This window comes from Enterobacter sp. GER_MD16_1505_Eko_090 (assembly GCF_003331015.1).
GTDB lineage: Bacteria > Pseudomonadota > Gammaproteobacteria > Enterobacterales > Enterobacteriaceae > Enterobacter > Enterobacter roggenkampii.
On the sequence record NZ_PUQF01000002.1, the window covers coordinates 109,817 to 123,711 of the forward strand.

Annotated in this window: 11 protein-coding genes; all 11 read right to left on the reverse strand. The window is 57.3% G+C overall.

Features of this window, described 5'->3' with window-relative positions; genetic code table 11:
- Nucleotides 1–52: 52 nt before the first annotated feature.
- From ftsA to C6A40_RS02985, 11 genes are read right to left on the reverse strand one after another with little or no spacing between them, the layout of a single operon-like run.
- Nucleotides 53–1,309, reverse strand: a complete 1,257-nt coding sequence (ftsA, locus tag C6A40_RS02935) for a cell division protein FtsA (protein ID WP_006173845.1) — start codon at nucleotides 1,307–1,309, stop codon at nucleotides 53–55.
- Nucleotides 1,306–2,148, reverse strand: a complete 843-nt coding sequence (gene ftsQ, locus C6A40_RS02940) for a cell division protein FtsQ (protein ID WP_008501979.1) — start codon at nucleotides 2,146–2,148, stop codon at nucleotides 1,306–1,308. Before ftsQ ends, ftsA begins: the two co-directional genes overlap by 4 nt.
- A gap of 1 nt (nucleotide 2,149) precedes the next feature.
- Nucleotides 2,150–3,070 carry a D-alanine--D-alanine ligase gene (locus C6A40_RS02945; RefSeq protein ID WP_023293286.1) on the reverse strand — a complete coding sequence of 307 codons (921 nt, stop codon included), beginning with the start codon at nucleotides 3,068–3,070 and terminating at the stop codon, nucleotides 2,150–2,152.
- A complete protein-coding gene (murC, locus tag C6A40_RS02950; RefSeq protein WP_045335675.1) occupies nucleotides 3,063–4,538 on the reverse strand; it encodes a UDP-N-acetylmuramate--L-alanine ligase in 1,476 nt (491 codons plus the stop codon). Before murC ends, C6A40_RS02945 begins: the two co-directional genes overlap by 8 nt.
- Nucleotides 4,539–4,594: 56 nt before the next feature.
- Nucleotides 4,595–5,659 carry an undecaprenyldiphospho-muramoylpentapeptide beta-N-acetylglucosaminyltransferase gene (gene murG, locus C6A40_RS02955; protein ID WP_021240525.1) on the reverse strand — a complete coding sequence of 355 codons (1,065 nt, stop codon included), beginning with the start codon at nucleotides 5,657–5,659 and terminating at the stop codon, nucleotides 4,595–4,597.
- The gene (gene ftsW / locus C6A40_RS02960) at nucleotides 5,656–6,900 is read right to left on the reverse strand and encodes a cell division protein FtsW (RefSeq protein ID WP_008501983.1); all 1,245 of its coding nucleotides are present in this window, start codon (nucleotides 6,898–6,900) and stop codon (nucleotides 5,656–5,658) included. Before ftsW ends, murG begins: the two co-directional genes overlap by 4 nt.
- Nucleotides 6,900–8,216 (reverse strand): UDP-N-acetylmuramoyl-L-alanine--D-glutamate ligase, encoded by a 1,317-nt coding sequence (gene murD, locus C6A40_RS02965; protein WP_023345434.1) that lies wholly within the window; start codon nucleotides 8,214–8,216, stop codon nucleotides 6,900–6,902. Before murD ends, ftsW begins: the two co-directional genes overlap by 1 nt.
- 2 nt (nucleotides 8,217–8,218) lie before the next feature.
- Complete coding sequence (mraY, locus tag C6A40_RS02970) at nucleotides 8,219–9,301, reverse strand: phospho-N-acetylmuramoyl-pentapeptide-transferase (protein ID WP_008501985.1); 1,083 nt, start codon at nucleotides 9,299–9,301, stop codon at nucleotides 8,219–8,221.
- Nucleotides 9,295–10,653, reverse strand: a complete 1,359-nt coding sequence (gene murF / locus C6A40_RS02975) for a UDP-N-acetylmuramoyl-tripeptide--D-alanyl-D-alanine ligase (protein WP_045335673.1) — start codon at nucleotides 10,651–10,653, stop codon at nucleotides 9,295–9,297. Before murF ends, mraY begins: the two co-directional genes overlap by 7 nt.
- On the reverse strand, nucleotides 10,650–12,137 hold the full coding sequence (murE, locus tag C6A40_RS02980; RefSeq protein WP_023326692.1) for a UDP-N-acetylmuramoyl-L-alanyl-D-glutamate--2,6-diaminopimelate ligase: 1,488 nt from the start codon (nucleotides 12,135–12,137) through the stop codon (nucleotides 10,650–10,652). Before murE ends, murF begins: the two co-directional genes overlap by 4 nt.
- A complete protein-coding gene (locus C6A40_RS02985; protein ID WP_008501988.1) occupies nucleotides 12,124–13,890 on the reverse strand; it encodes a peptidoglycan glycosyltransferase FtsI in 1,767 nt (588 codons plus the stop codon). The genes murE and C6A40_RS02985 overlap by 14 nt, the downstream gene beginning before the upstream one ends.
- Nucleotides 13,891–13,895 lie beyond the last annotated feature (5 nt).

Sequence of the window (13,895 nt, forward strand, 5' to 3'; positions counted from 1 at the left end):
CCGTTGTGCCTGTCGCCCGAGACCGCTAATTCTCTCCGGTCTCTTAAAAAAATTAAAACTCTTTTCGCAACCAGTTGTTCAGTCGTTTGACCCACGACCCCACTGAGACGCGTTTTTCCACTTCCGCTTCACCACTGAGATGAGATTCCTTCCCGTAGTGGAGCAGGCCCACAGCCGTTGAATAATACGGCTCCTGAGCATAATCCGTTAAACCGGTAATATTCAGCGGCGCCCCAATACGTACCTGCGTATGGAAGACGCGCTGCGCACAGGCCGCAAGACCTTCAATTTGCGCTGCACCGCCGGTTAATACAATCCCCGCCGCAAGATGATGTTTAACACCCTGCTGACGAAGCTGTTCCTGTAACTGTAAAATTTCTTCGTTGACCAGGTTGAGCAGCTCGGTATAGCGCGGCTCGATCACCTCAGCCAACGTCTGGCGCTGCAGGCTGCGCGGTGGACGACCACCGACGCTTGGCACTTCAACGCTCTCATCTTTGCCAACGATAGAACCCAGCGCACAGCCGTGGCGCACTTTAATCGCTTCTGCATCGCTCGGTGGCGTACCAAAAGCGTAAGCAATATCGCTGGTCACGACGTTCCCTGCGTACGGGATCACTTTGGTGTGGCGCAGCGCACCGCCGGTATACACGGCCATGTCCATTGTACCACCACCAATATCGACCACACAGACACCCAGTTCACGTTCATCTTCGGTCAGTACGGAATAACTTGCCGCCAGACCGGCGAAAATAAGTTGGTCAACTTTCAGGCCACAACGTTCAACGGCTTTTACAATGTTCTTCGCCATATCGTTGTGACATGTGATCAGGTGCACTTTTGCCTGCATACGAACGCCTGACAGACCAACCGGGTTTTTGATCCCTTCCTGGTAGTCAATCGCATATTCCTGCGGGATCACGTGCAATACGCGATGCTCATCGCGAACACGCACGGACTTCGCCGTATGCACAACGTTTTCAACGTCTTCCTGCGTCACTTCCTCTTCGGAAATCGGCACCATGCCGATTTCGTTCTGGCAGCTAATGTGCTTACCAGAAAGGGCAAGATAGACAGAAGAAATCTGGCAATCTGCCATCAATTCAGCCTGATCGATGGCGCGCTGGACGCATTTCACCACCGATTCAAGATCGTTTACCCCACCTTTATCCATACCACGTGACGGGCAACTGCCCACGCCAATGATATTGACCATACCGTCGGGCAGAACTTCCCCTACTAAAGCGGCAACCTTCGCGGTGCCAATCTCCAGTCCAACTACCAGTTTTCTGTCCGTCGCCTTGATCATTGTTGTTCTGCCTGTACCTGTGCCTGATTCTGTTGCTGATTAGGTTCCTCGACCGGAGCCGGTACCCAACCGACTGCTGCGCCTGAGTCATAGCGCAAATCAACGTAGCTTATCCGTTTGCCGTCAGTCTGTGCCTGCTGCTGTAAAACCGGGTAAAGTTCGACAAAACGCGCCAGACGCTTCATGGTGTCCCCGCGTCCCAGGTTGAGCTTAATGCCGTTCGTTAACGTAAGCTGCCAGGAGCGGCGCGCCGTCATTGCAGCATCTTTTAACGTAAACCTGTCCTTCGCCAGCACCTGACCCATTTCACGAAAACCCTGTAAAACCTCGTTTTCGCTGCCTTCAGGGCCATACAACATCGGTAAATTCTGCTTGTTGACACGATCGGTCGGGACGCTGAAGGAATTTCCGTCGACGTCAACCATGTGCTGATCATTCCAACGCGCAATGGGCACATATTCAACCAGATGAATCTTCAATTCATCAGGCCATTGCTTTCTTACGCTCGCCTGTTTTATCCATGGCAGACGTTCAATCTGGCTTTGGATAATATTGACGTCCTGCGTCATAAAGGTGCCAGGCGAGCCCAGCGCCAGTATTGACTGGCGAATATCGTCGTTACGCGTGTAGTGACGCTCACCGGTGACCACCAGCTTAGAAAGCGGCAACCGCTGCGCATCTTCCATCCAGCCCAGGACCATCCAGCCGCTGATAAACACGGTGCACAGCACCCCGAGCAGGAAAATGATGCCTGCAAGACGCGTTCCATTACTGCGGCGTGAAGAGGTGTATTCTTCCTCGTCATCGCGGTTGCGCGTGTTCAATGCAGCCTGAGACATATCAGCCCGCCTGGTCCAGAATGCGTACGACTAACTGCGAAAAGCTCATCCCCGCCTGACGCGCAGCCATCGGCACAAGGCTGTGGCTCGTCATACCCGGAGAGGTGTTGGCTTCCAGCAGATAAAATTGTCCATCTTTGTCCTGCATCACGTCGATGCGTCCCCAGCCCTGGCAACCCAGAACATGCCAGGCTTTAAGCACCAGGGACTGTAAATCGGCTTCACGCTCAGCTTCAAGACCACTTGGGCAGAAATATTGCGTCTCATCAGAGAGATACTTCGCCTCATAATCATAGAAGACTCCGGCGGGTTGGATACGGATTGACGGTAAAATTTCTTCGCCAAGCATCGCGACGGTAAATTCCGGCCCGCTAAGCCATTTTTCTATCAGAACTTCATCATCATGTTGAAATGCCAGCGCTAAAGCGGACGCTAAATCGTCAGCTTTGTCGACTTTGGACATTCCCACGCTGGAGCCTTCCCGGCTGGGCTTTACAATAACCGGTAAGCCCAGTTCAGCAATGCGTGCATTAACGCTATCCGGCAGGCCCAATTCAAATTCGCGACGCGTCAGTGCCACCCATGGCGCAACAGGTAAACCTGCGCCCTGCCACAGCAGCTTGCTGCGCAGTTTATCCATCGAGATAGCAGACGCCATCACGCCGCTGCCGGTGTATGGCAGACCGATCAGATCCAGAAGCCCCTGCAGGGTGCCGTCTTCGCCGCCACGACCGTGTAAAGCGATAAAGACTTTATCGAAGCCCATGGCTTTTAACTGCGTCACGTCGACCTCTTTTGGATCGACCAGGTGCGCATTAACGCCACCTTCACGCAGGCCCGCCAGTACAGCGGCGCCGGAATTCAGGGAAACCTCGCGCTCGGCGGAGGTGCCGCCAGACAGGACAGCAATCTTATCAGCCATGATGCTCATCCTCCTGGTTTTGCGGCTTCAGTTTGATTTCAGCTAAGGTACGGGCGATTTTGCCGATATTTCCCGCGCCCTGAATCAGAATCAGATCGTTACCTGTCAGGACCGGTGCCAGAATTTCCGCCACCTGCGCAGAGTCAGAAACCAGAATAGGGTCAACTTTACCGCGTCCACGAATGGTGCGACACAGAGAACGACTGTCTGCACCAGGAATCGGCGTCTCGCCTGCGGCGTACACATCCAGCATTAACAGGGTGTCTACCTGTGACAGGACGCTGGCGAAATCGTCATACAGATCGCGCGTACGCGTGAAGCGGTGCGGCTGGAACACCATCACCAGATTTTTGTCTGGCCAGCCTGCTCGAGCGGCTTTAATGGTGGCGTCCACTTCGGTCGGATGGTGGCCATAGTCGTCCACCAGCATCGCCGTACCGGCTTTACCGTTCACGGCATCCAGCGGGAATTCACCGAGGAAATCGAAACGACGCCCGGTGCCCTGGAAGCTTACCAGTGCGCGCAGAATCGCATCATCATCAATGCCTTCTTCCGTCGCGACGGCCACTGCCGCTGCGGCATTGAGCGCGTTATGGCGCCCTGGCGCATTCAGCGTCACGTGCAGCAGCTCTTTGTCCTGACGCGCCAGCGTGAAGTGTCCCTGCGCGCCAATCTGTTTGTACTCTTCCACGCGGACGTCAGCGTCTTCGCTGAAGCCGTAGGTGGTGATTTGACGACCCACGCGCGGCAGCAGCTCGCGGATCACCGGATCGTCCACGCACATCACCGCGCGCCCGTAGAACGGCAGGTTGTGCAGGAAGTTGATAAAGGTCTGCTTTAAGTTCTCGAAGTCACCCTGGTAGGTATCCATATGGTCAGCTTCGATGTTGGTGACAATCGCCACCATCGGCTGCAGGTGCAGGAACGACGCGTCGCTCTCGTCCGCTTCAGCAATCAGATAACGACTGTGGCCCAGACGCGCATGTACGCCCGCGGCTTTGACCAGACCGCCGTTGACGAACGTCGGGTCGAGACCCGCTTCTGCATAAATACTGGAAACCATCGCCGTGGTCGTGGTTTTACCGTGGGTCCCGGCAATCGCGATGCCGTGGCGGAAGCGCATCAGTTCCGCCAGCATTTCGGCACGGCGGATCACCGGAATGCGCGCGTCGTGAGCGGCAACGATTTCCGGGTTGTCAGAAGAGATGGCGCTTGAGACCACCACCACGCTCGCATCGCGCACGTTTTCCGGGCGATGGTTAAAATAGATAGTCGCCCCAAGCGACGCCAGCTGCTGCGTTACAGGGTTTGGCGCCAGGTCAGACCCGCTGATCTGATAGCCTTCGTTAGCTAACACTTCGGCAATACCGCCCATGCCGGCACCACCGATGCCAACAAAGTGAATGTGCCGGACGCGACGCATCTCGGGCACGATTGAACGCAGTTTTGCCAGTTGTTGTGTATTCATTCTCTAAACGCCATCGACTACTTAAAATTCGTGCCGCGCTTCACGCGCTGCGAGGGTTAAGCCTGGGCTGCCAGGCTCACTTCTTTTGCCACCCGTTCCGTCGCATCAGGGATAGCCGCCGCGCGCGCGCGTTCAGCCATCTCAAGCAATACGTCTCTGTTCCAGCCCGCCAGGGTGGTGGCGACCGCGTCAGCGGTAAATTGTGGCTGCTCAAAAATTTTCGCCGCACCGGCTTTCTCAAGCGGCAGGGCATTCCAGTACTGCTGTCTGTCTTTGTGCTGGAAAGGCACAAACAGGGCTGGCAGACCCGCGGCAGCGATTTCGCTTACCGTTAAGGCGCCAGAACGACAGACCACGACATCGGCCCAGGCATAGGCTGCAGCCATGTCGTCGATAAATTCCGTCACGTTATGCTGCGGCTGCCCCGCCTCGGCGTAAGCCTGCTCAACGGTCTGCTGAGCGCCTTTTCCGCTCTGGTGCCAGATGGTGACGGCATCCCCCAGCTTTGCAGCAACCTGCGGCATCGTCTGGTTTAAAATGCGTGCCCCCTGAGAGCCACCGACGACCAGCACACGAACCGGCCCTTCACGACCCGCCAGGCGAGCGTCCGGCAACGGCAGCGCCAGTACGTCCACACGGACCGGGTTACCTACCACGTCCGCTTTCGGGAACGCGCCGGGAAACGCCTGCATGACTTTGGTGGCGATTTTCGCCAGCCATTTGTTGGTCAGACCGGCAATACCGTTCTGCTCATGCAGTACGACGGGAATACCTAACGACCACGCTGCCAGCCCGCCCGGACCCGAGACATAGCCGCCCATGCCCAGCACCACATCGGGCTTAAAGCGCTTCATAATGGTGCGCGCCTGACGCCAGGCGTTAAAAATGCGCACCGGAGCCAGCAGCATTGCCTTGAGGCCTTTGCCGCGCAGGCCGGAAATACGAATAAAGTCGATCTCAATACCGTGTTTCGGTACCAGGTCGGCCTCCATGCGGTCTGCGGTTCCCAGCCAGCGTACCTGCCAGCCCTGATCCATTAAATGGTGCGCAACCGCCAGTCCCGGGAACACATGTCCGCCGGTACCGCCTGCCATCACCATTAACCGCTTCGGTTGATTCATCGTGAACCTCGTGTAAACGCCTGGGCTTTTTCCAGACGCGTTTCATAATCTATGCGCAACAACAGCATGATGGCCGTCGACATAATCAACAGACTGGAACCACCATAACTGATCAACGGCAACGTCAGACCTTTGGTCGGCAGCATACCCGCTGCGGCCCCGACGTTAACCAATGCCTGGAAACTAAACCAGATACCAATTGAGCAGGCCAGGAAGCCTGAGAAACGGTGATCGATCTCCAGCGCTTTCCGGCCGATGGACATGGCGCGGAAAGCGACGAAGAATACCATTAATAGCGCTAATACCACACCGATATAACCCAGTTCTTCCGCAATAATGGAGAAGATGAAGTCAGTATGCGCTTCCGGTAAATACTCCAGTTTCTGTACCGAGTTACCCAGCCCCTGTCCCCAGAGCTCACCACGACCAAAGGCCATGAGTGACTGCGTCAGCTGATAACCGCTGCCGAACGGGTCTTCCCACGGGTTCCAGAAAGAGGTCACGCGGCGAATACGGTAAGGCTCGGCGAGGATCAGCAGCACAACCGCTGAAATCCCCATCCCAATGATGGCGATGAACTGCCACAGCTTCGCGCCCGCCAGGAACAGCATGGCCAGCGTGGTCACAAACAGTACCACCACGGTACCGAGGTCAGGCTGCGCCAGCAGTAAGACCGCCAGCACCAGAATCACGCCCATCGGTTTTAAGAAGCCGCGCAGGTTGTTACGCACTTCATCTACTTTACGCACCAGGTAGTTCGCCAGGTAGCAGAACAGGGAGAGCTTGGTAAATTCCGCAGGCTGAATACGCAGCGGGCCAAAGGCGATCCAGCGTGATGCCCCGTTTACGGAACTCCCCACCACCAGAACGATCAGCAGCATAATGATCGAGGCGATCAGCATCGCCGTACTGTGCCGCTGCCAGAACTCCATCGGTAGACGCAAGGTCACCAGCGCCAGGCAGAATGCCAGGATGATGTACAGACCATCACGTTTGGCAAACAGGAAAGGATCGTTCGCCAGACGCTGCCCGACGGGCATTGACGCTGACGTCACCATAATAAAGCCGACCGCCGCGAGCCCCATTGTGAGCCAGAACAGCGTGCGGTCGTACATGATCAGGCTGTCGTTATCTTTTTGACGAGAGCCCATCACCCAGCCTTTGAGCGCCGCAAACAACCACACCAGGATCCCAAATCCTGGCAGGCGCGGCATTTTCAGGCGAGGGAGAGATAAACGCATCAGCCTAACTCCTTCGCCAGGCGGGTAAAGACATCACCACGCTGTTCGAAATTCTTGAATTGATCGAGACTGGCACAGGCCGGAGAGAGCAGCACCATATCACCCGGCTTCACGCGAGGGGCAATCAGCCGCATCGCCTGTTCCATGGTTTCGGTTTGCTCGGCGATCTCAGGGCGCAGTTCAGCCAGCTCGCTGCCGTCACGGCCGAAGCAGTAGAGACGGATGTTATCGCCGGAGAGATACGGCTTCAGGGACGAGAAATCAGCTGACTTACCGTCGCCACCCAGCAGCAGATGCAGGGTACCGTCAACGTGCAGCCCGTTCAGCGCGGCCTCCGTGCTGCCCACGTTGGTGGCTTTGGAGTCGTTGATCCAGCGCACGCCGTTGTGCTCCAGCGCCAGCTGGAAACGGTGCGCCAGGCCAGAAAACGTGGTTAACGCTTTCAGGCTCGAGGAGCGCGGCAGCCCCACGGCATCCGCCAGCGCCAGCGCCGCCAGCGCATTGGTATAGTTGTGCTGACCAGAGAGCTTCATCTCTTTCACGTTCAGCACTTTCTCACCTTTCACGCGCAGCCAGGTTTCGCCCAGCTGGCGGTTCAGATGGTAATCACCCATGGTGATGCCAAAACTGATGCAGCGCTCGTCTGCGCCACGCACCGGCATGGTCAGCGCGTCATCGGCGTTCACCACGCAGACTTTGGCATTCTCATAAACGCGCAGCTTGGCGGCACGGTACTGCTGCAGACCAAAGGGATATCTGTCCATGTGATCTTCAGTCACGTTGAGGATCGTCGCAGCGGCAGCATGCAGGCTGGAGGTCGTTTCCAGCTGGAAGCTGGAAAGCTCGAGAACATACAGTTCACAACCTTTATCCAGCAGCATCAGAGCAGGCAAACCAATGTTACCGCCAACGCCGACATTCATGCCCGCCGCTTTCGCCATTTCCCCCACCAGGGTGGTGACGGTGCTTTTACCGTTAGAACCGGTAATCGCGATAACGGGAGCCTGCGCTTCGCGGCAGAACAGCTCGATATCGCCGACAATCTCAACGCCCGCATCTGCGGCAGCGCTCAGTGAAGGATGCGCCAGCGCCATACCCGGGCTGGCGACAATCAGATCGGCTGCCAGCAGCCAGTCATCATTCAGACCACCCAGGTGGCGTTCAACCTGTTCCGGCAGCTTGTCCAGACCCGGCGGAGAGACACGCGTATCCATCACGCGCGGCGTCACGCCACGCGCGAGGAAAAAGTCCACGCAGGAAAGCCCCGTAAGGCCTAACCCGATGATAACGACTTTTTTGCCCTGGTAATCTGCCATGATTAACGTACCTTCAGCGTTGCCAGGCCAATCAGCACCAGCATCAGCGAAATAATCCAGAAGCGCACAATGACGCGCGGCTCCGGCCAGCCTTTCAGTTCATAGTGGTGGTGAATCGGCGCCATACGGAAGATGCGCTGACCGCGCAGCTTGAAGGAGCCGACCTGCAAAATCACCGACAGCGTCTCAACCACAAACACGCCGCCCATGATCACCAGCAGGAACTCCTGGCGCAGCAGCACGGCAATAATGCCCAGCGCGCCGCCCAAAGCCAGTGAACCGACGTCACCCATAAAGACCTGAGCCGGATAGGTGTTGAACCACAGGAAGCCAAGACCCGCGCCGACAATCGCCGTACAGACGATCACCAGTTCACCCGCATGACGCAGATAAGGGATGTGCAGGTAGTTCGCAAAGTTCATGTTACCGGTCGCCCACGCCACCAGCGCAAAACCGGCCGCCACGAAGACGGTAGGCATGATTGCCAGGCCATCCAGACCGTCGGTCAGGTTAACGGCGTTACCGGTGCCGACAATCACAAAGTACGCCAGCAGAATGTAGAACAGACCCAGTTGCGGCATTACGTCTTTAAAGAACGGCACGACCAGCTCGGTCGCTGGCGTGTCTTTCCCGGCAAGATACAGCGCGAAGGCCACGCCCAGCGCGATCACCGACATCCAGAAATACTTCCAGCGGGCAATCAGGCCTTTGGTATCTTTGCGGACGACTTTGCGGTAATCATCGACGAAACCGATGATCCCGTAACCCACCAGTACCGTCAGCACACACCAGACGTACGGGTTGGACGGGTACGCCCACAACAGCACGGAAACGACGATGGCAGTCAGGATCATGATCCCGCCCATGGTCGGCGTACCGCGCTTGCTGAAGTGCGATTCCGGGCCGTCATTACGCACAACCTGGCCGAAAGAGAGCTTTTGCAGACGGGCAATCATGCGCGGGCCCATCCACAACGAGATGAACAGCGCAGTCAGCAGGCTGACGATGGCGCGAAACGTCAGATATGAAAAGACGTTAAAGCCTGAGTAATATTTGACCAAATGTTCGGCCAGCCAAACTAACATGTCCCGTTCTCCTGTAATGCGTGCACAACCTCTTCCATGGCGGCACTACGTGAACCTTTCACTAACACTGTCACAATTTGTTTTTCTGTCATTAATGCCTTAAGGCGCTCAATCAACGCGGCTTTATCGGCAAAATGCTCGCCAACGCCGCTGGCCTGACTAATCGCCTGGCTCAATTTTCCTGTGCTCAGTACACAGTCCAGCCCCGCCGCTTTCGCCGCTTCACCGACCTGGGTATGACAGGCTTCGCTTTCGTCGCCCAGCTCTGCCATGTCGCCAACCACCATGATGCGGTAACCCGGCATTTCAGATAACACCTGCACCGCCGCCGTCATCGAGCCAACATTCGCGTTGTAGGAGTCATCCAGCAGCAGCTTGTTTTCCGAAAGCTGAATCGGGAACAGGCGTCCCGGCACGGCTTTCAGGTTCGCCAGCCCGGCTTTGATTGCCTCATGTGAAGCGCCCACCGCCGTTGCCAGCGCCGCCGCCGCAAGGGCATTGGCGATGTTATGGCGACCCGGCAGCGGCAACAACACCTCCACGCCACCCGTTGGGGTAGTGAGGGTGAACTCGGTGCCGTGCGACGTCACATGGATATTGGTCGCCGTAAAATCACTGTTGGCCGCATTTGGAGAGAAGCGCCAGGTTTTACGCGCACCAATGATGCTCTGCCAGTTCAGCCAGTCGTTGTTGTCGGCGTTCAGAATGGCGATACCGTTATCCGGCAGGCCGGTGTAAATCTCGCCTTTCGCTTTCGCCACGCCTTCCAGCGAGCCAAAGCCTTCCAGGTGCGCAGCCGCGAGGTTATTCACCAGCGCCGCTTCCGGGCGAGTCAGGCTTACGGTCCAGGCGATTTCACCCTGGTGGTTTGCGCCTAACTCGATCACCGCATAGTCATGCTCTTTGGTCAGGCGAAGCAATGTCATCGGCACGCCGATGTCATTATTGAGGTTGCCCGCGGTAAAAAGCGTATTGCCGCACTGGCTGAGGATCGCCGCCGTCATCTCTTTCACTGACGTTTTGCCTGATGACCCTGTCAGCGCGACGACGCGAGCCGGCACCTGCTGACGAACCCAGGCAGCCAGCTCACCGAACGCGAGACGCGTATCTTTCACCACAACCTGCGGCAGATCGATATCAAGCTTGCGGCTGACCAGCAGCGCACCGGCGCCGTTCTCTTTGGCCTGCTCGGCAAAATCATGCGCGTCAAAACGCTCGCCTTTCAGCGCCACAAAGAGACAGCCTGCGGTGACTTTACGGGTGTCCGTCGTCACGGCATCGATGGTCAGGTCTTGCCCGTGCAGGTCGCCGTGCAGTACTTCTGCGGCCTGGCTTAAGGAGAGGCTAATCATGCGACAACTCCCAGCAGGCGAGCTGCCGTTACGCGATCCGAGTAGTCCAGACGGCGATTGCCAACGATCTGATAATCTTCATGGCCTTTGCCCGCCAGCAGAACAACATCATTCTCCTGTGCCTGCATGATGGCGTTCGTCACGGCTTCCGCCCGGCCTTCCACGACGCGCGCGCGACCTGCGTCCAGCATACCCGCCAGAATGTCATTAATGATGGCGCGCGGCTCTTCGGTACGCGGGTTGTCATCGGTGACAACCGGAATATCCGCGAACTGTTCCGCAATCGCCCCCATCAGCGGGCGTTTGCCTTTGTCGCGATCGCCGCCGCAGCCAAACACGCACCAGAGCTTACCGGTACAGTGCAGGCGCGCCGCTTCCAGCGCTTTTTCCAGCGCATCCGGCGTGTGGGCATAATCAACCACAACGGTCGGCTTACCCGGCGCGCTAAACACTTCCATACGGCCACAAACCGGCTGCAGTCGCGCGGCGGTTTTCAGCAGTTCAGCCATCGGGTAACCCAGCGCCAGCAGCGTTGCCAGCGCCAGCAGCAGGTTGCTGACGTTAAACGCCCCCATCAGGCGGCTTTCAATTTCGCCTTCCCCCCAGGAAGAGGCAAAGCGGATGGTCGCCCCGCTGTCGTGATAATTTACCTCAACCGCCTTCAGCCAGCGGCCGTGGCAGTTCGGATTGATATGGTCTTCCATCGAGACGGCAACCGCATCCGGCAGCTTCGCCAGCCAGCGGCGGCCCACTTCATCGTCGGCGTTGATGATGGCCTGACCGTAATGGTGAGTAGAGAACAGCAGCCATTTCGCGGCTTCGTAGTGCTCCATATCGCCATGATAATCAAGATGGTCGCGGCTCAGGTTGGTAAACACGGATGCAGCAAATTTCAGCGCCGCGACGCGGTGCTGTACCAGACCGTGCGAAGAGACCTCCATCGCGGCAAAGGTTGCTCCCTGCCCTGCCAGACCGGCAAGCACGTGCTGTACGTCAACCGCCGAGCCGGTGGTGTTTTCCGTCGGGCTTACTTTGCCCAGCAGACCGTTACCTACGGTTCCCATCACTGCACCGGTTTCACCCAGCAGCTGTGCCCACTGCGCCATCAGCTGCGTGGTGGTGGTTTTACCGTTCGTACCCGTTACGCCAACCAGACGCAGCTGGTCGGAAGGTTCGTGATAAAAACGTCCCGCCAGTGCGGAAAGACGTTCGTTTAACTGGCTGAGATAGATGACCGGCACGCCGTGCATTTCACGGATCTCACCGTCGGTTGCCTCATCTTTAGCCTCAGCAATAATGGCAGCCACACCTTGCGCAATCGCCTGCGGGATATAACGACGCCCGTCCGCCTGATGACCGACCACCGCCACAAAAAGATCGCCAGAAGCCGCTACGCGGCTGTCCAGAACCATCTCTCGCAGTGCTCGCTCCGGTGCATTTGGCACCCACGGAGCGAGAAGGTCGCGCAAATTACGATCTGCCACCTGTACCCTCGCCTTGATTAATTACAAATTCACTTTTTTCGCCCGTCGCCAGCGCATCCGGTTCAATGTTCATGGTGCGTAACACGCCGCCCATGATGGCCCCGAACACAGGCGCGGAGACGGCGCCGCCGTAGTATTTACCCGCCTGTGGATCGTTTATCACGACCACCAGCGCAAAACGCGGATTGCTTGCAGGCGCAACGCCTGCGGTATAGGCAATGTATTTGTTGATGTAGCGGCCGTCTGGCCCCACTTTTTTCGCTGTACCGGTTTTAATGGCGATACGATAGCCTTTAATCGCCGCCTTCACGCCGCCGCCGCCCGGCAGCGCCACGCTTTCCATCATGTGCACCACGGTACGAACGATGGATTCCGGGAAGATACGCTCGCCCGGGACCGGTGGATCAACTTTGGTAATCGACAGCGGGCGATAGACGCCATAGCTGCCAATCGTTGCGTAGACTCGCGCTAACTGTAACGGGGTTACCATTAGCCCGTAGCCGAAAGAGAAGGTGGCCCTCTCTATGTCAGACCACCGTTGTTTTTGAGGATATAAGCCACTGCGTTCTCCGACCAACCCCAAATTGGTCGCCTTTCCCAGTCCAAAACGTGAGTAAGTTTCTACTAACGCTGAGGACGGCATCGCTAACGCCAGCTTTGAAACACCGACGTTACTCGACTTCTGTAACACCCCGGTCAGGGTCAATTCGCTGTAGCGCGCCACGTCTTTTATCTCGTGGCCGTTAATACGGTATGGGACAGTGTTCAGGACCGTGTTTTCATTGACAATACCGCGCTGGAGCGCGGTCATCACCACCATCGGCTTCACCGTGGAGCCGGGTTCGAACACGTCGGTAATTGCCCGGTTACGCATGGCATCTTTTGCGGTGCCGGTAAAGTTGTTCGGGTTGTAGGACGGGCTGTTGGCCATCGCCAGCACTTCACCGGTGCTGACATCCACCAGCACGGCGCTGCCTGACTCCGCCTTGTTGAACGCCACCGCGTTGTTCAACTCGCGGTAGACCAGCGCCTGCAGGCGCTCGTCGATACTCAGGGCCAGGTTATGCGCTGCCTGACTGTCCGTGGAAGAGATATCTTCGATGACGCGCCCGTAACGGTCCTTACGCACGATTCGCTCGCCCGGCTGGCCGGTGAGCCACTTATCGAAGCTTTTCTCAACGCCCTCAATCCCCTGGCTGTCGACGTTGGTAAAGCCAATGAGGTGAGCGGTTACTTCGCCGGATGGGTAGTAACGGCGGGATTCTTCACGCAGATGAATACCCGGCAGCTTCAGTTTGCGAATGTAGTCCGCCATGTCAGGGTTAACCTGACGCGCCAGATAGATAAAACGTCCTTTCGGGTTCGCGTTAACGCGGGAAGCCAGCTGATCCAGCGGCATTTTCAGCGCATCAGAGAGGGCTTTCCAGCGGTTATCAAGGGTAATGCCACCGGCGTCGTGCAGCTCTTTCGGATCGGCCCAGATCGCTTTCACCGGCACGCTCACCGCCAGCGGACGACCGGAGCGGTCGGTGATCATCCCGCGGGACGTGGAAACCTCCTGAACGCGCAGAGAGCGCATATCGCCCTGGCGTACCAGCATGTCAGGGGCGACGATTTGCAGCCAGGCCACGCGGCCCAGTAGAAAACCCAGCGCCAGTAAAATGCAGCCGCAAAGCAACGCAAAACGCCAACTGATAAAGTTGGCCTGTTCTTCCTGACGTTTTGGTTTTAGCGTTTTTGCCGCTGCTTTCATGCGTC

Excerpts from the sequence above, each read along its gene's own strand:
- ftsA (WP_006173845.1), bottom strand. The coding sequence starts at position 1,309 with ATGATCAAGGCGACGGACAGAAAACTGGTAGTTGGACTGGAGATTGGC.
- ftsQ (WP_008501979.1), bottom strand. The coding sequence starts at position 2,148 with ATGTCTCAGGCTGCATTGAACACGCGCAACCGCGATGACGAGGAAGAA.
- C6A40_RS02945 (WP_023293286.1), bottom strand. The coding sequence starts at position 3,070 with ATGGCTGATAAGATTGCTGTCCTGTCTGGCGGCACCTCCGCCGAGCGC.
- murC (WP_045335675.1), bottom strand. The coding sequence starts at position 4,538 with ATGAATACACAACAACTGGCAAAACTGCGTTCAATCGTGCCCGAGATG.
- murG (WP_021240525.1), bottom strand. The coding sequence starts at position 5,659 with ATGAATCAACCGAAGCGGTTAATGGTGATGGCAGGCGGTACCGGCGGA.
- ftsW (WP_008501983.1), bottom strand. The coding sequence starts at position 6,900 with ATGCGTTTATCTCTCCCTCGCCTGAAAATGCCGCGCCTGCCAGGATTT.
- murD (WP_023345434.1), bottom strand. The coding sequence starts at position 8,216 with ATGGCAGATTACCAGGGCAAAAAAGTCGTTATCATCGGGTTAGGCCTT.
- mraY (WP_008501985.1), bottom strand. The coding sequence starts at position 9,301 with ATGTTAGTTTGGCTGGCCGAACATTTGGTCAAATATTACTCAGGCTTT.
- murF (WP_045335673.1), bottom strand. The coding sequence starts at position 10,653 with ATGATTAGCCTCTCCTTAAGCCAGGCCGCAGAAGTACTGCACGGCGAC.
- C6A40_RS02985 (WP_008501988.1), bottom strand. The coding sequence starts at position 13,890 with ATGAAAGCAGCGGCAAAAACGCTAAAACCAAAACGTCAGGAAGAACAG.